A 20,911-nucleotide genomic window follows, 5' to 3' on the forward strand; every position below is an offset into this window, starting at 1 on the left:
TTCTGTAAACGGTGGGTAAAATGGGAGATGGTGTATCATCTCACGAACCAGAAGCACACCACCGCAATCGCTGTGGGCGGGAGCGCGCCCAAGAACAAACCCAGAGGACTGATCCCCTCATCGCCGAAGGCCTTCGCCTTTTGCAGGATGCCTACGCCGGCGGGGTTGGGGGCATTGGCGATCACCGTGAGACCACCACCCGTGACTGCACCAGCGACGAGGGCGTACTTCAATGATTCATCAATGCCCTCCACCAGTGAGCCGAGGTAAGTGAGCGCCGCATTGTCCGTAATCGCCGTCAATGCGGTGGCGCCGAAGAAGAGGGTGGCGCCATCGAGGCTCGCGATGAGCGGCTTGAGCCAGTAGGCCTGCAGCGAGCCAAGGGTCACCAGACCCGCAAGAAAGAAACCCACCAGCAGGCCTTCGCGGAGCTTGAGATTGTCCTGATACTCTCGTGTCGCGGTTACCAATCCGAGGAAAAGCATGAACACGCCGAAGAACACATCCGGGTGATGCGCAAAAGCCACCACCGCGGCGAGAAACAGCACGTGCATGGTGGTGAGCCACACGGGGATGGGTTGCACTTTGTGCGACGCGACTTCGAGGGCGTTCAGTTCCTTGCGGAAATACCAGGCCACCAGTGCGGTGGAAGCAATGCAACTCAGCGCGGCGCGCCAGCCGAAGTGGGTAAACATGTAGGCGGTGTCCCAATTCCACTTCGCAGCGACCATGAGCACCGGCGGCGCAGCGAAATGCGTGAGCGTGCCCCCGATGGAAATATTCACAAACAGCAGGCCGAGGGTGGCATAGGCAAACTTCCGCGTGATGCCATGGTCGAAGTAACGACGCTTCAGCACCAGGGCGAGGAGCGTCATGGCGGCAGGCTCCGTGATGAAGGAACCAAGCAGAGCGCCCACCGAGAGAGCGGCCAGGTAGAATGCCATCGACTCCTTGAAAGGCAGCAGCCTCGCCACCGCGGAAATCATGGACTCTGCGAGCCGCACCACCGGACGTGTGGCGGCCACCACCATGACCACCAGCACGAACTTTGGCTCGGTGAAGTTCAAGCTCTCGATGTAGTGCACCGCCTCGTGCACGGACTGCTTCAGCGCGATGATTCCGACGAAAAGCGCCGAGGCCCAGAGACCGAAGACCACCTCGGTCTCCGCGAGGAAGTGCAGCAAGTTCTCCTGGATCGAGCCCTTGGGATACTTGTGCGCCCAATGGGCAAAGCGCTGAACGCAGAAGGTGTGCAGTACCGCCACTGCAAAGAGCACGGTGGCAAGGACTTCCATGGGGGCAGGGGTCATCGTCGGGATCGTCTGAACGTTTTGGAGACGATGGCGACCCTACCATCGAGATGTGACACTCCCGTGACGCGAAAAAGGCATCACAGAACCCTTTGTTTTGGACACGCTGAGGTTAGTGGAGAGTACTGGTGTGTCAATGGAAGCCGGGCAGAAGTGATCCTTCGTTGCACGATTACCAACAAGTCGGGAAGGCCTTGGCAAATACCGTCCACTCGCTAAATAATTGAGGCCTCCCGACGGGTGCTAAAATGGCCCGCGAGGCCCCGTTGCCTTCTCCAGCGTCGTATCCATTTGGGCTCCTAAAATTTGCTTGTCCAAGATGGTCCGAACGGGACTGTAGCCTTTACACTCTTTGCGTTTCTCCGCTCTAGTAGATTTGATGATCATGAAGAAGAAGCACCCCATCCTCACCCTCTGCCTCGCGGCGGCCACGGCCGGCGCGTTCGGTGCCGCGGCGCCGCTGGCACACGCGGCTCCGGCCAATCTGTTCGTGGAAGCTGAATCCTTCCAGGACCAGGGCGGCTGGGTGCTGGACACACAGTTCATCGATGCCATGGGCTCGCCCTACCTCATGGCCCATGGCCTTGGGAAGCCCGTGAAGGACGCCTTCACCACGGTGAAGAATGCCACCGCCGGCAAGTACCGCGTGTGGATCCGCACGAAGAACTGGGTCGGCCCCTGGGATGCCCCTGGAGCCCCCGGACGCTTCCAGGTCTCCGTGAACGGCAAGTCACTGGGCAAGGATTTCGGCACGCAGGGCAAGGACTGGCTCTGGGAAGACGGTGGCGAAGTGGAACTGCCCGCCGGTGAGACGAAGCTGAGCATCCAGGACCAGACCGGCTTCAACGGCCGCGTGGACGCCATCCTCTTCACGAGCGATCTGAAGTTCACCCCGCCCTCGGAAAAGAAGGCACTGGCGTCCTTCCGCCACAAGAGTCTCGGCCTGCCTGATGAGGCCCCTGCGACGAAGGAATACGACCTCGTGGTCGTGGGTGGTGGCTACGCCGGCATGGGTGCCGCCATCAGTGGCGCCCGCCAGGGTCTCTCCGTCGCGCTGGTGCAGAACCGCCCCGTGCTGGGTGGCAACGGCTCCAGCGAAGTGCAGGTGTGGGCGCAGGGCGGCACCCGCCGTGGCCTGTATCCGCACCTTGGCGAAATCGTGGAAGAATTCACCGACCGCGCCAGCAACAGCCCCGGTTTCGTGGAGGAGTACGGTGACAAGTTGAAGGAGCAGGTCGTGCGCGACGAGAAGAGCATCGACCTCTACCTCAACAACCACGTGTGGAAAGTGGAGATGGCCAAGGGCAAGGACAAGAAGATCGTGGGTGCCATCGCGCTGAACACGAAGACGGGTGAGGAAAAGAACATCCGCGGCAAGTTTTTCGTGGACTCCACGGGTCATGGCAACCTCGGCGCGCTCGCCAATGCTGCCTACACCATGCTCGAAAAAGGCCACCTTGGCATGAGCAACATGTGGGTGGTGTCCAAGACGGACAAGGCGCAGGACTGGCCCGAGACTCCCTGGGCGCTCGACCTGGAGCCCGACAAGGACTTCCCCACGCCGAAGGTCTTCAAGCCTCTTAAGAACAATGTCATCGGCGCCAACAAGCCCGCCCCTGACCTCAGCCACTTCAAGGTGTCCGACTTCCTCCACGGGGAGTGGTTCTGGGAGAGCGGCTTCGACAAGCATCCCATCGAGGAGCTGGAAATCGTGCGTGACTGGAACCTGCGCGCCCTTTTCGGCGCCTTCTCGGGCCTGCGCAAGAAGGACCCTGCGAAGTATGCGGACTACGCCTTCCAGTGGGTGGCCTATGTGGGCGGCACGCGTGAGTCCCGCCTGCTGACGGGTGATGTGGTGCTGAACGAAGACGACATCGTCAGCGGCAAACAGTTCCCGGATGGTTGCGTGCCCACCACGTGGGACATCGACCTTCACTACCCGAAGGAGCAGTACATGACCAAGTACAAGGACAATCCCTTCATCTCCCGCGCCGCCTTCGGCAAGGGTGTGGACCGCAAGAATGGCTACCCCATTCCCTACCGCTCCTTCTACTCGAAGAACATCGACAACCTCTTCATGGCTGGCCGCTGCATCTCGGTGGATCACAGCGCGCTGGGCACCATCCGCGTGATGCGTACCTGCGGCATGATGGGTGAAGTGGTGGGCAAGGCCGCGTACCTCACCGTGCGTCACGAGACCACGCCGCGTGGTGTGTATGAGCAGTACCTCGACAACCTCAAGGACCTCATGACCAAGCCCGGCGCCATGCGTCGCGACAGCATCGAAGGCCAGCTCTACATGCCCGCCAACGCGGCGAAGCTGCCGGAGCTGGTGGAAGATTCCATCAATCCCGCGAAGCTGGAAGGCCTGGTCATCGATGACGAGGACGCCGAGCTCACCGGAAGCTGGACCAAGGGTGAAGGCCTCAAGCCCCACGTGAACAAGGGCTACAGCTACACCGGTGCGGCAGGAGCGAGCGCCCGCTTCCCCTTCAGTGTCAAGGAAACCGGCACCTATGAAGTACGCATCGCCTGGCAGCCGCACCAGAACCGCGGCACCACCGTGCCGGTGAGCGTGCTCAGCGCGGACGGCCAGAAGGACTTCACCGTCGACCAGAGCAAACCCGCCGACCTGAAGCTGGGCTTCCACTCGCTGGGCAAGTTCAAGTTCGAAGCCGGCGCCGAAGCCGCCGTGACCTTCCGCACGGAAGGCGCGAAGGGCAATGTGCACCTGGATGCCGTGCAGGTGCTGCCTGCGAAGTAAGGGCCATCTCGAAACCATTCATCACTCAACTCCCAGGTGTTCGCGCAGGCGGGCCCTGGGAGTTTTGTTTTCCAGCCGATGAAGTGAACGAGAGCGAAGAGTGTGCGCGGTCCACGATCAAGGAGCGAGATCTAAGCGCGGGGATGTTTTGAGACTCCGTTTGTAAACGACCTGCTCATGGACACCGCGAATGTTGTTGATAATTTTCCTCCATGCCGCCCTCAAGCGCACCTCGGACACTTCAGTACCTCTGGCTGGGATTCTTTGTCCTCGTGATTTGTGGTGGGGCACTGGCTGCCGTTTACAAGACCATGCAGAATCCCCGCATCACTGAAGTGCGCGAACGCGTGACTCCCACGTTGAGAACCGAACTCGCCACGGATGGCTTTGCACTGGGGAACCCCGCCTTCATCCGCATTGTGAAGGAGGAACGTGAACTTGAGCTTTGGATGAAACCCAAGGGCGCGACGGAATATAAGATGTGGAAGAAGTGGCCCATCGCCGCTATGTCCGGCGAGCTCGGGCCGAAGCAGAAGGTGGGGGATTTCCAGGCACCCGAAGGATTCTACGGGACGAACGCAGGTTTCCTCAATCCAGCTAGCAAATACCACCTCTCCTTCAACATCGGATACCCCAACGAGTTTGACCGTGCGCATGGACGTACCGGTGATTTTCTCATGATACACGGGAACAAGGTCAGCATCGGATGCTTCGCCATGACGGATCCTGTCATCGAGGAGATCTACCTCGTGGTGGAGTCCGCCATCCACGCCGGGCAAAAAGAAGTGCCCGTGCATGTGTATCCCTTCCGCATGACGGACGAGCGCATGCTACGGGCGGAAACAGAGGAGTCCGAGTGGCTGGGCTTCTGGAAGGATCTGCATGAGGGCTGGGCGAAGTTCGAAGAGACGAAGACCGTGCCAAAGGTAAAGGTAGATGCCGCAGAGAAGCGGTATGTGGTGATGGAGTAGAAAATGGGGCGCGGAACTTTCGGCTGGTGGATCGGCGGACGGTGGCAGAACACTGCTGACGCGTTCATTACCTATACGGGAGCGAAGCGGGCTGCAGTGGATTCAACGCAGAGACACAGAGACGCAGAGCAGCTACGGAGACTGAGGCTGTCACGCTCTTGAGCGTGTGCAGGTGATGACCTCTCGACCGATTCTCAGTCTCCGAAGTTCCCTCTGTGTCTCTGTGTTGAATCCCACGTACGTTTCCCCGCCCATCCGTAGAAGCTTTGTCGCACTACTTTCCCTTGCCCACTTCGCCCATCTTCCGCCATCATGTCGTGGCTCCCCGCTTTCCCATCCCTTCTTCCCATGAGCACCTCCCCCATTCCCCGCCGCACTTTCCTCCAGACCGCCACGGCCACGGCGAGCGCCACTGCGGCCATGGCTGCCGGGCTCTTCCATCGTCTCGAAGCCGCCGATGCCGCGTCCGGCTTGAAAGGCCACATCAACCACTCCGCCTGCAAGTGGTGCTACCCGAAGGTGCCCTTTGACGACCTCTGCCGCGCTGGCAAGGAGATGGGACTCACCTCGCTCGACCTCGTGGATCCGCCCGACTTCGACACGCTGAAGAAGCACGGCCTCACCAGCGCCATGATCAGCTTCCCCACCATCGAGGGACCGGGCGGCGAGAAGGTGGGCAGCATTCCCCATGGCTTCAACAATCCCGCGTATCACGATCTCCTCGTGAAAGCGTATGAGCCGCATCTCAAAGCCAGCGCGGACTTCGGCGCGAAACATGTGATCTGCTTCTCCGGCAATCGCAATGGCATGGACGAAGAGACCGGCATCAAGAACTGCGTCGCTGGATTGAAGAAGGTGCTTCCCATCGCCGAGAAACACGGCATCACACTGGTGATGGAACTGCTCAACAGCAAGGTGAACCACAAGGACTACATGTGCGACAAGAGCGCGTGGGGCGTGGAGCTCTGCAAGCAGCTCGGCTCACCGAACTTCAAGCTGCTGTACGACATCTACCACATGCAGATCATGGAAGGCGATGTGATCGCGACCATCAAGCGGGACAACCAGTACTTCGCCCACTACCACACCGGCGGCGTGCCCGGACGTCATGAAATCGACGAGACCCAGGAACTCTACTATCCCGCCATCATGAAAGCGATCGTAGACACCGGCTACAAAGGCCACGTGGCACAGGAGTTCATCCCCGCGCGTCCCGATGTCCTCGCCTCGCTGAAGCAGGCGGTGGGGATCTGTGATGTGTGATGCGGTGCGTCGTCATCAAGCACAGGGCCGCTGATGCGTGGCTCGCGCTCTAACGCGGACGCAAAGGCGGCGGTCCCTGGCCACCCGTAGGTGGCATCGGCGGTGGAGATGGCTGATGCGGTGCCTTCGGCATGGGAGGTGGCGCTCCTTGGACCACATGCCACGGAATCTGCACCACTGGTCCTTTCCCTGGCATGACCAGCACGGGAATGAAGCCGGTGTCCGGTGGCGGCATGCAGTCGCCACGCAGCATGATGTCCATGGCAAAGCATCTGACACCATTCGTCTCTTCTGCCGGCACCTCGCGCCTTCTCCAGGCATGGTATTCATCAGTGGACATCAGTTCGGCCAACTTGGGATGTTCGCCCTCTCCGCCGCCTCCCATATAGATATCGGCCATCATCTCTGCCACGATATGAGCGAGCATGAAGTCCTGGGTGGTTTGTGATTCCGCTCCCAACACGAGGGCGGGCAGGTACTGGTCAGGGGTCCTGCGTAGTTGTGAGTTGGCAATGACCGAGGACACGAACCACACCTCGCCCCTGGTCGCGAGATCCAGGCAAGTCTGCTTCACCTTCCTGGAGTGGAAGATGTTCCGTTTCGCATGAGAGTAGAGTTCCTTGATGAGATGGGGCTTGATGATCGCGATGATGCAGAAGAGCCAGCGTGGTACGTGTGCGTCGTCATAATACTTCTCAAACGCATCTGTTCGCAGCCACTCAATCGCACGCTCCTTGATGAGGTCCTTTTTGCCCATCCATTCCTTCACGGACTTCTCCAGCTCTGCCAGCGCTTCTTGCAGAGCCTCCCTCATCACCTCTTCTTCATCTGGGATTTCGGATGAAGAACGTATCGCACCGCTGGTGGCAGCGAGAGCAGCGACATCGCGGTCTCCAGCACGGCCACGTCCGTCCGCCTCCCGCACAGGTTTGTTCAGCACTTCAGGGGCAGGTGGCGCATCATCCTCACGCCAGTGCAGCACCGGACGCGGCGGCGCATAGCATGACTCTTCCCGCGCCTGAGCACGCCATATCTTGCCACTGGGTCCCTCCGTGGTGTGGCCGGTGTCCATGACCGCACCGGACTTCAGCAGGTAGATGCCCATGTTCATGGGAAAGATGCGCATCTCCTCCAGATCTGTATCCGCGCTGGAAGATGCCATTTCGATGTCCTGTAGATCGAGCTGCGCCATGCCCACCGTGTCTGTCAGCGTCCACGTATCATCCACATGGATGTTGCGTACCGTGACGAGCGCCTGAATGGGCGGGATGTTCTGCGCCCGGCTGCCATCCAGCGTTTCCTCAAGGAGTCCTTTTGGAAGAAGACGCTCACCACCGGGATTGAAGTACGCGAGCGCTCCCTCCACCTCCAGCAGTGCAGCGGTCACCTCCGCTAGCCACAGCACTTCGGGCTGCGCATCGTAGTCCGGTGGCATCACCTTGGAATCTTTACCCGCCCCTTTCACATACGTGATGCGCACACGAACAAAAGCCTGATGGGCCTGCGCATGTTGTTGCGCTTCTGGATACACCGCATACTGCACGGCGCGCTGCAGTCCTCCCGGATAAGTGCAGGGACCGTAGGCGCCCATGGCCCACGCGCCAAAGATCTTCGGCTCCTCCTTGGGGTCGCCCATCCCGTCTGGCCACGGCTTGTCCGTGATGTCCACGATGCATATGCCGTTCACCTCAGGGCGCCAGTTCAGGAGAATTGCGGGGCCACTCATTTCCGGCCACTCGTTCTCATCCTCCATGCCCGCCACCACATACCCCTTGGACTCCAGCCTCCATCGCAGAGACGCCAGCGAAGGCGCATCCTCGAACAGTACCACCATGCCTTGTGTATAAAAACCCTTCATCAGGGGTGCATTTCACTCCGACCGTCCTCCAACTGGCAAGGCGAATACGGAGTTCTGCTCAAAAATTCATCCTCGCCCTGCGCCGTTTCCCCCTTGCACTCATGCCGGTCGTGGGCACGGTGGACGCAGCATGAAGATGACCCCCGAGCAGAAGACTGGATTTGCCCAAGGCCTGGCCTTTGGGCTGTTCTTTCAGGTGCTCGGGGACTTTATGAAGGACGTGGCCCGCAAGCCTGAGTTGCCGTACTACGGCGGGCAGATTGCGGAGATCATGGGATATGTAATCTTCGCCTGGGGATGCACGCATCTCGTCGCTGCGAAACGACTTCCCAAATGGACATCCCTGCTGGGCTTCCTGAGTGTCATCGGCCTGGCCATCCTGCTGGTGCTGCCTGACCGCTCCGCCAAGACCGGCACGTCCGCCACGGATGCGCCAGCCCCGGCCAACTGATTTCTTTTTGTTTCCTCTATGAAGGTCCTGCTCCCACTCAGCACGACCCTAGTGGCGAGCCTGCTCACCGCAGCTTCGTGCCTGGCGAAGGACACCGAACCTGAGGCGGTGCCTCTCCTGCGCAATGGCGACATGGAGGCCGGTGGCCCTGCGCCCGCAGGTTGGATTGGAAAGTTCGGCCCCTGTGAAGTGAGGACGGACACTCTCTGGTACCACGGCGGGAAGGCCAGCATGCTGGTGGATCGCAGTGCGATGTCCGACAACGGGCGCGGCTGTGTGCACCAGATGATCGTACTGCGTGACCCGCCGAAGGAGGCCAACCCGGCCATCATTTCACCCGCGACGCCCTCTGAGGCGAAGACTCCCATCACGGCGCCTGAACCGCTGAAGATCCAAGTCAGCGGCTGGCTGAAGACAGACCCCGGTGCGAAGGCGACCTTCGCGGCACACTTCTTCGATGACAAGTATGGGTTCAACGACCTCGTGCCCATCGCACACGTGGAGAAGTTTCAGGAATGGCAGCAGGCACAAGCCGAGATCGACGTGCCTCCGCAAGCAACGCGCGTGGCTATCGCCTTGTATCTGGAAGGCCGCAGCCGCGCGTGGCTGGATGATGTGACCTTCACCATCACACCGGAAAGCGCGGTGAAGGAGATCGTCGCGCGCAACCAGGCAACGCCCGAGCCCGAGGCGCCCAAGGAACCTACCGACGTGAGCAAGGCGCCTGCAACTGCAGTACCTGGCTACTATGCAGACCAGCCACGCGTGTGGCAGGCATTTCACGAATCCTTCGTGAGCCGCGCAAAGCAGGGTGGCATGGATGTTCTTTTCCTCGGCGATGCGATCACTCAAAGCTGGACCACCACTGGCGATGATTCGTGGGAGAAACACTTCGCCCCCTTCAAGGCGTCGAACTTTGGTCTCAGTGGAGACAAGACAAGCAATGTGCTGTGGCGCATCGAGAACGGTGAGCTCGAAGGCATTTCACCCAAGGTGGTGGTGCTCATGGTTGGCATGAACAACCTTGGCAACCAACAAAATACCACCCCGGACATCACTGCTGGCATTCGCGCGATAGTTGAAAAGCTTCGTGCCAAGCTTCCTCAGTCGAAGGTGCTGGTGCTCGGCATCCTGCCCATGGGCGCAGATCCCATGGGACCTGAACGCGTGCGCGCCGCGCAGGTGAATACCGAGGCGGTCGCGATTGGAAACAATGCAGAGGTGCGCTTCCTCGATCTCTTCCCGCGATTCCTGACACGCAGCGGCACACTGGTGCCGGGAGCCTACGCTTCAGACAACGTGCACCTCACCGCCCAAGGTTACGCCATCCTCGCGGAAGAATTGCGGCCCTGGGTGGAGCAGATGATGAAGTGAATGGGAACAGAGTGCCGACGCTCAGACGAGCCAGTCACTCAATACCATCCCATCCCACGCGGACTCCGCGCTGGTGCCCAATACGGTGTGCCGGTGTAGTACGATCTCCGCGCCCTGCCACTCATGCCGCCCACCGTACCGCCGATGAGTGCTCCTGCGGCTGCACCTTCCCATCCATTCACTGCACCACCAACGGCCGCTCCCGCGACACCGCCACGCCTGCGACCACGCACCACGGGACTGGGATGCGGTGCCACGCAGCTCACACATTCCAACAGAATCAACAAGGCTCCTATGAGCCGGATCAACGAACTCGTTTTCATGGTTCTAAAGAAGTGAAGGTTGCTGGGATCACTCGGTGACATTGGCCGTGGTCTCGGCCTCCAGCTTCTCGGTGTACGCATTCGCTTCCGCCTGGTTGATGGCGCCATCGCCGTTTGCATCCACGACAGCGAAGTGCTTCTTCAATCCTCCGCGCTTTTTCGCGACCTCGATATACTCGTCGAACGAGACCTTGCCGTCATGATTGAGATCGCGCTCCGCGAAGTGCTTCGCCTCGAAATCAGGATCTGCAGCGCGCGCCTCCTCCATGGTCACCACGCCATCACGGTTCTTGTCAAAATGGTCGAAGACCCGCGGCAATCCCATGGCGTTCACCTCCGCCAGGGTGAGCTGGCCGTCCTTGTTCTTATCGGCCTCGAGGAACAGATCCCTGTCACTCGCGGTCGAGGTACTCGTGGTGCTGCACGCAGGCAGCAGGGTCATGGTCGCCAGCAACAATGCCGGCAATTTCAGGTGCAGTTTCATAGGGCGTCTTCTCCGGAATATTTTGTCGAAGGTCGTGGATTCAGCGGCTGCAAATGGACAGGTCGGAAGAGGGCCACGAACTGCCCCACGGCTCTCCGGACTCTGGGAATGCTGAATACCACGAGGGCCGCGAACAGCGATGCAATGACAAGCTCTGCTTTTCGACTGATGGACTTTGCCTGCGGCGCGGTCGCTGTACTTGGTTGCAACGCAGGCATCGCGGGATTCGGAGCCACCGTCAACGTGCGTGCTGGTAGATCCACCGTGCGCGCGGACTTGGAATCGAGATCCCACCAGGTGAAGCGTACTGCAGGAATCGTGAAGGTGCCCGCGCGCTGCAGTGCATACGTGACCACATCCTTTCGCTCACCGGTCAGACTCCCGCGTTCGGAGTGATCCTGCACCTCGGGTTCCTTGGGATAAATGCCGATGCCATCAATGGGTGCGGCATGAAATGGCGGGAACATCATGCCCGGCACGTCCGGCGCGGTGAAGGTGATGGTGCGCGTGAAGGCGTCTCCGGCTTTCGACTTGGCCTTGCCGGGGTCGGGATTCCAAGTTTCCTTCACCTCCAGATTCCTCGCGGTGATCACCATGCCGAGCTTCTCCGTGCCCGGCGGCTGGGTGGCGGTGAACTTCACCTCCGGCGTCTTCACCTCCGCGGGCACAGCATCCTTGTCCAGCGGTGCGTGCTTGTACTGGAAACGCACGGTGAACGACGGGATGACGCTCTCACCAGGGCGTTGCGCAAGCACGGACACTTCATGCCGCTGCACTGTGTAGCTCACACCATCCACCTCCTCGCTGCTGACCACAGGGCTGCCCACGGGAGGCATGAGGATCAGTCCCTGTGGATCTGGCAGGTCGAACGATGCCGCACTGGCAAAGAAGCCGGGTGCCATCAAATCCACCACCAGCGTCAACTTCTGCCCCACATAAGCGGCATCTTGCGAGTCCATCCTGGCACGGACTTTCGCTTCTTGAGCACGAATGCCCTGGCTTGGCGCAAACACCAGCATCATCGCCAGTGCGAAGCAGATCACACGCGCTGGATATTGCGTCATCATTTTGCACCCTCCTTCGGTGGTGTGCTTGCCCCTGCCTGTTGTTGCGAGGCTTGATAGGCGAACTTCGCCTTCAGGAAGTCTCCCGGTGTGGTCTGCACGCGGCGCAGCCACGAAGCGCGCAGTTCTTCATCGGACATCTTTTCCCCATTCAACTCATTGGGCTTTTCGGGCGGCTTGTTTTCGCCCTTTTGATCAAAAACGATCTTGTCAGGCTTGTACGCTTCGGTCGCCTCCTTGTCACGATCCTTGCCGGAGTCTTCCATCTTCTTCTTGCGTGCAATGGCCAGGGCCTTGTTCTCCTCCGCGTCCTTCCATTTTGGTTTGAATCCCAGCGCACGATCATAGCTGGCGATGGCGGCATCGTAGTTTCCATGCATGAGCCAGGCATTGCCCTGGTTGAAGGCGCCCGGTGCACCCGGCACACGCGCGAAGGTCTTCGCCGCAGCTTCGAAGTCACCATTGCGATACTGCGCTGTGGCCGTGTGCCACGGGTCTTCATAAGCCTTCGCAGCCTCGCTGAATTTCTTCTCGTGCATCAGCATCTCACCACGGCGATCGGCTTTCATCCAGTAGTGCGGGTCACGCACCGTGCCGAACGCCAGGATGCCCACGAACACCGCAAGCCCACTCAGGAGGGACCAGCGGACCCATAGATATTGCTTTCGAAAGTGGACGGGAATTGCAGGCATGATCGTCTTCAAGTCATCGCGATGCGGAAGCCGTGGGCACCATCCATCCACGGCGGAAGAAGGGCAGGAAAAGAAGGGCGAGCAACGGCGTAAGCCAGTAGCCCGCCTCCTGCCAGCGGCTGCTGGGATCACCTCCGGAAAGGGCTGCGGCAAACTTGGCGGACCGCGCCAGCGTGTGCACGTCCGCATCGCCCGGAGAAAGGAGCACCACACTGGCTCCTGCAGCGCCTGACGCATTGCGTACGGCATCCAGCTCAGCGCCAGGATAAAGTGCAGGAAGCAGACGTACGGGCAGAGGCGAGGATTTGTGCCAGGTGGCGAGCGGTGTTGCCTGCTCGGGAGCGATGCTGTCCGTGATCCAGAGGATGGAACCCGAGCCTGCATCCTTCAGCGATTGCTCAGCAAGCTTCATCGCCTCTGCTGCGACATCACCATCCTCCGGCATGATCTTCGGATCCAATGACTGCGCAAAAGTATCGATGATGCCACCATCCGACGTCAGCGGCATGACCACATGCGCCGTGCCGGCATAGGCTATGAGGCTGGTCTTGGCGCCAGCGCGATCCTTGAGCAGGTCATGCACCTTCTCGGTAGCTCGTGCGAGCCGGCTGGGCTGCACATCCTCCGTCATCATGGAGGGCGAGACTTTGATCACAATCGCCAATGCGGCCGTGTCTTCCGCGAAGGGAGTGGGCTCACGCCTCCACGTGGGGCCGGCAACAGCGAGCGTACTCACCAACCAGCCGATCGCAATGAGGTCCAGCGGACGGAACTTCGCCCGATGCTCGTTCCCACTCAAGAGATGCGGCAGCAGGTGCGGCGCCACAATACCACGCCAGGACTGCGCGGCATCGGTATGACGACGCAGCAGCCACCAGACGATCAAAGCCAGCACCAACGCAAGCAGCCACCACGGCCGGATGAAATGAAACTCGTCCATCATGCTGCCACCTCCTTGGGTTGAGTTCCGGGCTTCATCGTGATGTCACCCATCAGCTCTGCCTCTCTGCGAGCACGTGCTCTGGCCCTCGTTTGATGCACCACCAGTTGCAAAATCTGCTGCATCAGGGATGCCACAAGCGCCACGGCGAGGGGCCACCAGTACACATCCCGCCTTGGTCGATGACTGATCGTCTGCGCCTTGCGCGTTTCCAGTTCATCCAGTTTTCGATAGATCTCGTCCAACTGCTTCCGGTCCGTCGCGTGTGAGAAGATACCTCCAGTGGTGCTCGCCACGTTCTTGAGTGTATCTACATCCAGCGCGTCTTCACCGGCTGCACGCGGATCGCCCACCGCTACGGTATGGATGACGATGCCCTTGTCCTTTGCAATGCTCGCGGCCTTCGCTGGTGGCACCTGGCTCGCGGTGTCATTGCCATCCGTGAGTGCGATGAGCACGCGCTCTTTCACCGTGCTACGATCGAAGACATTGATGGCCAGACCGAGTGCGTCGCCAAACGCTGTCTGCGGTCCCGCCATCTTCGTCTGCGCTTCATCGAGGAGCTGACGACACACCTTGAGATCCTCCGTGAAAGGCGCCTGCACAAACGGCGCGTTGCCAAAAAAGATGAGCCCGACGCGATCACCTTTGCGGCGGGAGAGGAAATCATCCAGCACCTCCTTCACGGCGGACAAGCGGTCCACGGTCTGTCCTTTCGCGTTCTTGAAGTCCTTCGTCTCCATCGAGCCGGAGAGGTCCACCGCAAGAAGCATGTCGCGCACCGGCACATCTTTGGTGATGGGTGGTTCCGTAATCTGCGGACGCGCCAACGCCAGCACCACGCAAGCCCACACAACCACCAGTGAAAACTTCCGGATCCACCCTCCCCGCAATACCAGCGCTCCCCTGCTGGGCTGCTGCCCGGTGTGTTCGGACAGCCGCCCGAGAAATGGCACCACGAGGCCCTGACGCTCCTCTCGATGCGGTGGCACGAACCACGCCACCAGCAGCGGCAGAGCCAGCAACAGGAGCATCCATGGGTAGGCGAGTCCGAATGTCATGACGCGCCTCCTTCGCTGACGTCCACACGATGATGCGTGATCCAGGCATGCACCTGACGGGCGAGTTCGCGTGCCTTATTCTCATCCACACTGGAGGCACTGCGCGGATCATAGGCCGCAGCTTCCAACAGGGAGCCGCCGCCTTGCGAGAATACCTTCTCTCGCACGGTGTGATCCAGAAACCCATCCCACGCTGTGCCCGTAAGCGAAGCCACGTCCTTCCTCGGGAACGCAGTGATGGCCGTGCGCTTCAGCAATGCTGCAAGACCCACGAGCGCATTCCCACGCTGAGAGGCATCGTGCAAAGCGGCTTGGTGTTTCGCACACTCTGCCAAAGCCTCGCGCCGATAACGATTTCGCTGCCAGTGCATGAAAGCACGAAGCAGCCAGATCACGATAGCCACGCACAGTAAGCCGAGCACCCAGTACCACGCCGGAGCAGGCGGCCACCACGGGACAGCCGGCGGCGGCACGATGTCGTGCAGGCGATCCAGGCTGGTGGGGTCTTGTTGCATGGTTTCAGAACTTCATTCCATCACCTGCTGCCTAGCTGGTGGCGGAGCTGCTCCGCCACGCCCTCCGTCGTACTCAGCGGAATGACAGGCGTCTCACGGTTCAGCAGGAACTTGCGCCCTTGCGCGCGGTGTTCCGCAAAGGCCTTGCGGTAGCGGTCACGCAGCACACGGCTGCTGGTGTTGACTTCGATTTGTCCAGAGCTATCCCCGAAGATGAGGGCACCCGCATCCGGCAAGTCCACCTCAAGGGGATCATGCACAAAGGCAAAGAGCACGTCATTGTGCTGCGCAATGCGGGTGAGGATGCGTTGCGTCTCCTCATCACTCCCTGCCGCATCGCTGATGATACAGACGAGCGCGTCATGCTTCGCCAGACGCTCGCAACGTCGCAGAGCTTCGTTGAACATGCCGCCGTTCGGCCGCTGCTCACCAGTGATGGAGAGCGCATGATTCTGTTCCAGCACCGCATTGAGAATACGCATCACCGTCGCGCGGCTGCGCTGTGGTCGGACCTCCTCGATATGGGTATCGTTGAAGACCAACGCGCCCACCCGATCCTTCTGTGAAATTACCCGCCACGCGGCAAGCGCGGCAGCCTCTGCTGCCGTGACGGACTTCATGTTCTTTACGCTGCCGAAGAACATCGTTAGCCGCTGGTCCACCACGAGGAGAGTAGTTCGCTCACGTTCCTCCGTGTACACGCGGCTGTGCGTCTTTCGCGTGCGAGCCGTCACCTTCCAATCGATCTGCCGGATATCATCTCCCATCTGGTAGCGGCGAATCTCCTCAAAGTTCAAGCCACGCCCCCTCAGCCGTGACGCATGCCTGCCAGCAAGCAGCGATTGTATGGGTTGCCTTGGCAAAAAGCTGAAGCCGCGGGCACGGAACTGCAGGCGCACAAGATCATCGAGAGCCGCATAGACTCCCGGTTGCTTCGTTTCTGGTTTCTCGCTCATGGCACCGCCACCTGCTTGATCACCTCGTCCAACACCGCATCCTTCGTGATGCCCTCCGCCTCTGCCTCATAGGAAAGAATGATGCGATGTCGCAAGCATCCATGCACCACGGCCTTCACGTCATCGGGCGTGGTGGAGTCACGCCCCTCCAGCCACGCATGCGCACGAGCACCACGATCCAAGGCCAGAGTGCCTCGCGGACTCGCGCCAATCTTGATCCATTCACTGAGCTTCGACTGCTTGAAATCACCGGGCCTCCGCGTGGCTGCGATGATGGCCACCATGTACTTCTCCACTGTGTCAGACACCTGTACGGCCAACACTTCCTTGCGCGCATCAAACACCCCCTGCGCCGGCACCTTCGCGGAATCGCCATTCTTCGCACCTGCATCTTCTCCGCGCACGAGCCTCAGAATCTTCCGCTCGTCCTCGTCATTCGAATAACCCACGAACACATGCAGAAGAAAGCGGTCCATCTGCGCTTCTGGCAGTGGATAGGTTCCTTCCTGCTCAATCGGATTCTGCGTCGCGAGCACCAGGAAGAGGTCTGGCAGCTTGTGCGTCGTGCCCGCCACCGTCACCTGCCGCTCTTCCATCGCCTCCAGGAGGGCAGCCTGCGCCTTTGCAGGGGCACGGTTGATTTCATCCGCCAGAATCAGGTTGCCGAAGATGGGTCCATTCTGGAATACGAACTTCCCTCCCCCGGCTTCACCGGTGTAGATCTCAGTCCCGGTGATGTCACTCGGCAGCAGGTCTGGCGTGAACTGGATGCGTGAGAACTCACTCTCCAGATTTGCCGCCAATGTCTTGATGGTGCGCGTCTTCGCCAACCCGGGCAGCCCCTCCATCAGGAGATGCCCATTGGCCAGCAATGCGATGAGCAACTGGTCGATCACTTCCTCCTGGCCGATGACTGACGCGCCGATGCGCTTCTTGAGTTCGAGAATTTGATCGCGTGTGCTCATGGCATTTTTTGCTGGTTGTATATCCTCGTTGTCCCTCGTGCTCGTCCTCGACGGCTCTTGACCGGCAGGGACGAGCCACATGCAGCAAACCCCGCTGCTAGTTCTTGCCACCCTGCTCGCTCATCTTCCGCATCACCTCGTCGAGGTTGAAGCTCGCGGGCTTTTGACGCGGCGGGAATTCCTTGAAGCTGCTGAGCCACTGTGCTGCGAAAGCCTGCATCGGAACCTGGATAAAGACATGCTTGGCAGCGAAGTCGCCGTAGTAGATGCTTGTCGGACCGCGCTCGAACGGGTCGCTGCGCAAATTGTAGAGATTCGGGGCGCGCAGCTTGGTAAACTCGCCCTGCCAGACGCCAAGCGGTGTCTTGGGGTTCGCCTCCGAGTGCTGCTCAAGGAATGCGGCTTTCCACTGCTCATAACGGATGGCCATGAGGTCACCGTCGTCGGACCAGTAGAGGAACTCTTTGCGCGGCGACTCCTTCACCTCGCCCTTGAGAAACGGCATGAGATTGTATCCGTCGAGGTGCACCTTGAACTGCTTGCCGTTCGCGCTGTAGCCCGCCTTCACTTTGGCCACGAGGTCAGATTCGCCCGCGGCTGCGGCAAAGGTCGGAATGAAATCCTCGTGCGCACCAATATCGTTGATGATCTGCCCGGCCTTTATGACACCGGGCCACCGCATGACGCACGGCACGCGGAAGCCACCCTCCCAGTTCGTCGCTTTTTCACCCTTGAACGGGGTGGTGCCACCATCCGGCCACGTAAAGACCTCGGCGCCGTTGTCGGTGGTGTAAACGACGATGGTGTTGTCGGCGATGCCGAGATCATCGAGCTTCTTGAGGAGTTGGCCCACCATGCCGTCGTGCTCCACCATGCCGTCAGGATAGAGGCCGAATCCGGTCTTGCCCTCACTCTCTTTTTTCAGGTGGGTGTAAATATGCATACGCGTGCTGTTGAAGTAGCAGAAGAAAGGCTTGTCCGCCTTGTGCTGCCGATCCATGAAGTCCAGCGCTGCTGAGAGAAATTCCTCGTCCACCGTCTCCATGCGCTTTTTCGTCAGCGGCCCGGTGTCTTCGGTTTTGCCATCCGCCGTGCACTTCAGCACCCCTCGTGGACCAAAGCGCTTCTTGAATGCGGGATCCTTCGGGTAGTCTGGATTCTCCGGCTCCTCCTCCGCATTGAGATGGTAGAGATTGCCGAAAAATTCATCAAACCCGTGCGCCGTGGGCAGGAACTCGTCCTTGTCGCCGAGATGGTTCTTGCCGAATTGTCCCGTCGCATAACCGAGCTGCTTGAGAAACTCCGCGATGCTCGGATCTTTCGCGTTGAGCCCGATGTCCGAACCCGGCAGGCCGACTTTTGTAAGCCCAGTACGAATCGGCGATTGTCCGGTGATGAACGCAGCGCGACCAGCGGTGCAGCTCTGTTGCCCATACCAGTCCGTGAAACGCGCGCCCTCCTTTGCAATGCGGTCAATGTTCGGCGTCTCATAGCCCATCATCCCGCTGTTGTAACAACTCGGGTTGAACCAGCCGATGTCATCCCCCATGATGAAGAGGATGTTGGGTTTCTTGCCGCCCGTTTGGGCGAACGAGAATCCGGGAACTAGCAGCCCTGCAGAGAGCAGGATTGCTCGCACTAGTTTTAGGTATCGTTTCATAGCGTATATTGGATTCAATTCTTGATTCACAAATTGATAGCCGGGCTTGTTGGCGGCAGGTATTCGGCCAGCATCGCCGTTGTGACCTTAAGGTTTCATGGCGGGCTGGAATCGGATGGAGGTTGCAGAATGGCTTCGGGAACACTGAGCCAGTTTGCCGCCGCGGCACGTTCGCGAAAGGTGCACACCTGGATGCGCGAGCCTTCCATCAATTCCGCATACATGCGCGCGATGCTCAGGCTGATGGTGCGTGTTGCGAAGAACGCCGACTTCACCGGCGGGCCAGGGTAGCGCAGCCGTCGCCGTGCGATGCGCACCACGTGATCGAGTCCTATCTGAATGCGTGTGTGGCCCGTCATGTCCGTATAACGGTCGAACGATTGACCCTCGACCTGCTCAGCCATCTCAAGAAAATCCACGATCTGGTCCGCCCGCTCATCTGTCAGCGCGCCCTCAGGAAACCACGTCACCAAGCGGTGGTCCGCGTGGTACCGCGCGTACGGAAAGCGCTTCTCAAGTTCCTCAGCGAACATGTGCGTGGCGGATAAATTGCATTTGAGTAGGGAGAGGATGGGCTCGGTGCCCTCCTCTCACCGAGTTCTGCTTATCGACACCGCCGATGTCTCGGACATCGGCGGTGTGTTTCATTCAACAGCGCACTTCTCAATTCGCGGGCCTGGCCATGCCCTCGACCTCCTTCAGCCGCTTCATGGCGTCCTGCTGCCTCAGCAGACCGTAGTTGATGCCCCCGGCATTCAAGGAAGATCCTGCCTGGAATGGGAACTGGTCGAAGTCCGAGAAGAACTCTTTGATCTTCGCCTGCACGGGCACGATCAGCCACATGTTGCGCGCGAGGAATTCGACCGCGCCCCCGCCTTCCTCCAGACCTCGCTCATAGGGATCCATGCGCAGGTTGGCGATGAGGGACCATGCGGGGGTCTCACGCACCCCGGTGGCGATGTTGCCGTGGGCAACCGCGAAGCTCAGCTTCCAGTCGTTCCAGCGTAGCGCATTGAGATTGCCACCCTGATCAAAGTACATCATGGAATCGCGCGGCCCCTTCTCCTCCTTGCCCTGGAAGTAGGGCATGAAGTTGTAGCCATCGAGGTGAACCTTGAAGTCCTTCCCATTGGCTTTGTAGCCCTTGGCCAGCTTTTCCTTCACATCCGGTACGCCAGCAGCGGCAAGCAGCGTGGGCGCCCAGTCCATGAGGGTGATGATGTCATTGTACACCGTGCCCGGCTTCACCACGCCCGGCCAGCGGACCATCATGGGAATGCGCATGCCGCCCTCCCAGGTGGTGCCTTTCTCACCGTGGAACATGGTCATGGCGCCGTCCGGCCAGAGCGCGAGTTCCGCGCCGTTGTCGGTGGTGTAAACCACGATCGTATTTTCGGCGATCTTCAGCTCATCGAGGAGGTTGAGCAGTTCGCCCACCATACCGTCGTGTTCCACCATGCCATCCGCGTGGATGCCTTTGCCTGTCTTCCCAAGCGACTCCTTCTTCAGGTGGGTGAAGACATGCATGCGCGTCGAGTTGAACCAGCAGAAGAAGGGCTTCTCTGCTTTGGTCTGCCTCTGGATGAAATCCTTTGCGCCTGCCAGGAACTCCTCATCCACGGTGGGCATACGAGCGGTGTTCAAGGGACCGGTATCCTCCTGCTTGCCATCCGCACCCACCTTGATGACACCACGTGGGCCGAACTTCTTTTTGAACTCCGGATCCTTCGGATAGAAGTAACCTTCAGGTTCCTCTTCGGCATTCAGGTGGTAGAGATTGCCGAAGAACTCGTCAAAGCCGTGCTTCGTGGGCAGGTGCTCATCGCGGTCTCCAAGATGATTCTTCCCGTACTGGCCAGTCGCATAGCCTTGCTCTTTCAACAAGTCCGCGATGGTGGGTGTCCACGAAGGAATGCCGTGCGGATCGCCCGGCATGCCGATGGTCAGCAACCCAGTGCGGAATGGTTCCTGTCCCAAGATGAAGGAAGCTCGTCCCGCCGTGCAGCTCTGCTGCCCGTATGAGTCCGTGAAGAGGGCGCCCTCCTTCGCAATACGGTCGATGTTCGGCGTCTTATAGCCCATCAGGCCCTGTGTGTAAGCGCTGATTTGCGGGATGCCGATGTCATCACCGAAGATGACCAGGATGTTTGGCTTCTTTCCACCACTGGGCTGCGCAGAGAGAATCCCCGGCGCGGCCAGTCCCAAGGCCAGCAACAGGGCTGGCAGTTTTTTAAGGTGTCGTTTCATAGGTTGTATGTTT

19 protein-coding genes are annotated in these 20,911 nt (G+C 59.8%); 5 read left to right on the forward strand and 14 right to left on the reverse strand.

Annotated features, from left to right (window positions below; translation table 11 throughout):
* Positions 1-35: 35 nt before the first annotated feature.
* Positions 36-1,310 carry a putative Na+/H+ antiporter gene (locus tag G5S37_RS28705; protein WP_165209309.1) on the reverse strand — a complete coding sequence of 425 codons (1,275 nt, stop codon included), beginning with the start codon at positions 1,308-1,310 and terminating at the stop codon, positions 36-38.
* A 385-nt stretch (positions 1,311-1,695) separates the two neighbouring features.
* Between G5S37_RS28705 and G5S37_RS28710 the strand changes: the two genes are divergently transcribed.
* From G5S37_RS28710 to G5S37_RS28720, 3 genes are all read left to right on the forward strand, one after another.
* A complete protein-coding gene (locus tag G5S37_RS28710) occupies positions 1,696-4,074 on the forward strand; it encodes an FAD-dependent oxidoreductase (RefSeq protein ID WP_165209312.1) in 2,379 nt (792 codons plus the stop codon).
* 212 nt (positions 4,075-4,286) lie between these two features.
* Positions 4,287-5,045, forward strand: a complete 759-nt coding sequence (locus G5S37_RS28715) for a 2-dehydro-3-deoxyphosphooctonate aldolase (RefSeq protein WP_240914737.1) — start codon at positions 4,287-4,289, stop codon at positions 5,043-5,045.
* Positions 5,046-5,393: 348 nt separating this feature from the next.
* The gene (locus G5S37_RS28720) at positions 5,394-6,308 is read left to right on the forward strand and encodes a TIM barrel protein (protein ID WP_165209315.1); all 915 of its coding nucleotides are present in this window, start codon (positions 5,394-5,396) and stop codon (positions 6,306-6,308) included.
* Between the two features lie 49 nt (positions 6,309-6,357).
* On the opposite strand, the gene G5S37_RS28725 is transcribed toward G5S37_RS28720, so the two are convergent.
* Entirely contained in the window at positions 6,358-8,142 is a 1,785-nt protein-coding gene (locus G5S37_RS28725; RefSeq protein WP_165209318.1) for a DUF4261 domain-containing protein, read from the reverse strand.
* 154 nt (positions 8,143-8,296) lie between these two features.
* On the opposite strand from G5S37_RS28725, the gene G5S37_RS28730 reads away from it, so the two are divergent.
* Positions 8,297-8,617: a hypothetical protein gene (locus G5S37_RS28730; RefSeq protein WP_165209321.1), complete on the forward strand. Its 321-nt coding sequence runs from the start codon at positions 8,297-8,299 to the stop codon at positions 8,615-8,617.
* Between the two features lie 18 nt (positions 8,618-8,635).
* On the forward strand, positions 8,636-9,991 hold the full coding sequence (locus G5S37_RS28735) for a GDSL-type esterase/lipase family protein (RefSeq protein WP_165209324.1): 1,356 nt from the start codon (positions 8,636-8,638) through the stop codon (positions 9,989-9,991).
* 38 nt (positions 9,992-10,029) lie between these two features.
* Here the strand turns inward: G5S37_RS28735 and G5S37_RS28740 are convergent, their stop codons facing one another.
* From G5S37_RS28740 to G5S37_RS28795, 12 genes are all read right to left on the reverse strand, one after another.
* Positions 10,030-10,314: a hypothetical protein gene (locus tag G5S37_RS28740; RefSeq protein WP_165209327.1), complete on the reverse strand. Its 285-nt coding sequence runs from the start codon at positions 10,312-10,314 to the stop codon at positions 10,030-10,032.
* 28 nt (positions 10,315-10,342) lie between these two features.
* Positions 10,343-10,798: an EF-hand domain-containing protein gene (locus G5S37_RS28745; RefSeq protein WP_165209330.1), complete on the reverse strand. Its 456-nt coding sequence runs from the start codon at positions 10,796-10,798 to the stop codon at positions 10,343-10,345.
* Complete coding sequence (locus tag G5S37_RS28750; RefSeq protein ID WP_165209333.1) at positions 10,795-11,865, reverse strand: BatD family protein; 1,071 nt, start codon at positions 11,863-11,865, stop codon at positions 10,795-10,797. The genes G5S37_RS28745 and G5S37_RS28750 overlap by 4 nt, the downstream gene beginning before the upstream one ends.
* Entirely contained in the window at positions 11,862-12,554 is a 693-nt protein-coding gene (locus G5S37_RS28755; protein ID WP_165209336.1) for a tetratricopeptide repeat protein, read from the reverse strand. Before G5S37_RS28755 ends, G5S37_RS28750 begins: the two co-directional genes overlap by 4 nt.
* A gap of 13 nt (positions 12,555-12,567) precedes the next feature.
* A complete protein-coding gene (locus G5S37_RS28760) occupies positions 12,568-13,497 on the reverse strand; it encodes a VWA domain-containing protein (RefSeq protein ID WP_165209339.1) in 930 nt (309 codons plus the stop codon).
* On the reverse strand, positions 13,494-14,555 hold the full coding sequence (locus G5S37_RS28765; RefSeq protein ID WP_165209342.1) for a VWA domain-containing protein: 1,062 nt from the start codon (positions 14,553-14,555) through the stop codon (positions 13,494-13,496). Before G5S37_RS28765 ends, G5S37_RS28760 begins: the two co-directional genes overlap by 4 nt.
* A complete protein-coding gene (locus tag G5S37_RS28770) occupies positions 14,552-15,070 on the reverse strand; it encodes a DUF4381 domain-containing protein (protein WP_165209345.1) in 519 nt (172 codons plus the stop codon). The genes G5S37_RS28765 and G5S37_RS28770 overlap by 4 nt, the downstream gene beginning before the upstream one ends.
* A 20-nt stretch (positions 15,071-15,090) precedes the next feature.
* Entirely contained in the window at positions 15,091-16,026 is a 936-nt protein-coding gene (locus G5S37_RS28775; RefSeq protein WP_165209348.1) for a DUF58 domain-containing protein, read from the reverse strand.
* A complete protein-coding gene (locus G5S37_RS28780) occupies positions 16,023-16,991 on the reverse strand; it encodes a MoxR family ATPase (protein WP_165209350.1) in 969 nt (322 codons plus the stop codon). Before G5S37_RS28780 ends, G5S37_RS28775 begins: the two co-directional genes overlap by 4 nt.
* Positions 16,992-17,088: 97 nt before the next feature.
* A complete protein-coding gene (locus tag G5S37_RS28785; RefSeq protein WP_165209352.1) occupies positions 17,089-18,651 on the reverse strand; it encodes an arylsulfatase in 1,563 nt (520 codons plus the stop codon).
* Between the two features lie 95 nt (positions 18,652-18,746).
* Positions 18,747-19,184 (reverse strand): hypothetical protein, encoded by a 438-nt coding sequence (locus tag G5S37_RS28790; protein WP_165209354.1) that lies wholly within the window; start codon positions 19,182-19,184, stop codon positions 18,747-18,749.
* Positions 19,185-19,314: 130 nt separating this feature from the next.
* On the reverse strand, positions 19,315-20,898 hold the full coding sequence (locus tag G5S37_RS28795) for an arylsulfatase (RefSeq protein WP_165209356.1): 1,584 nt from the start codon (positions 20,896-20,898) through the stop codon (positions 19,315-19,317).
* Positions 20,899-20,911 lie beyond the last annotated feature (13 nt).

Origin of the sequence: Roseimicrobium sp. ORNL1, assembly GCF_011044495.1 — a bacterium.
In the GTDB taxonomy this organism is placed as follows: Bacteria; Verrucomicrobiota; Verrucomicrobiia; order Verrucomicrobiales; family Verrucomicrobiaceae; genus Roseimicrobium.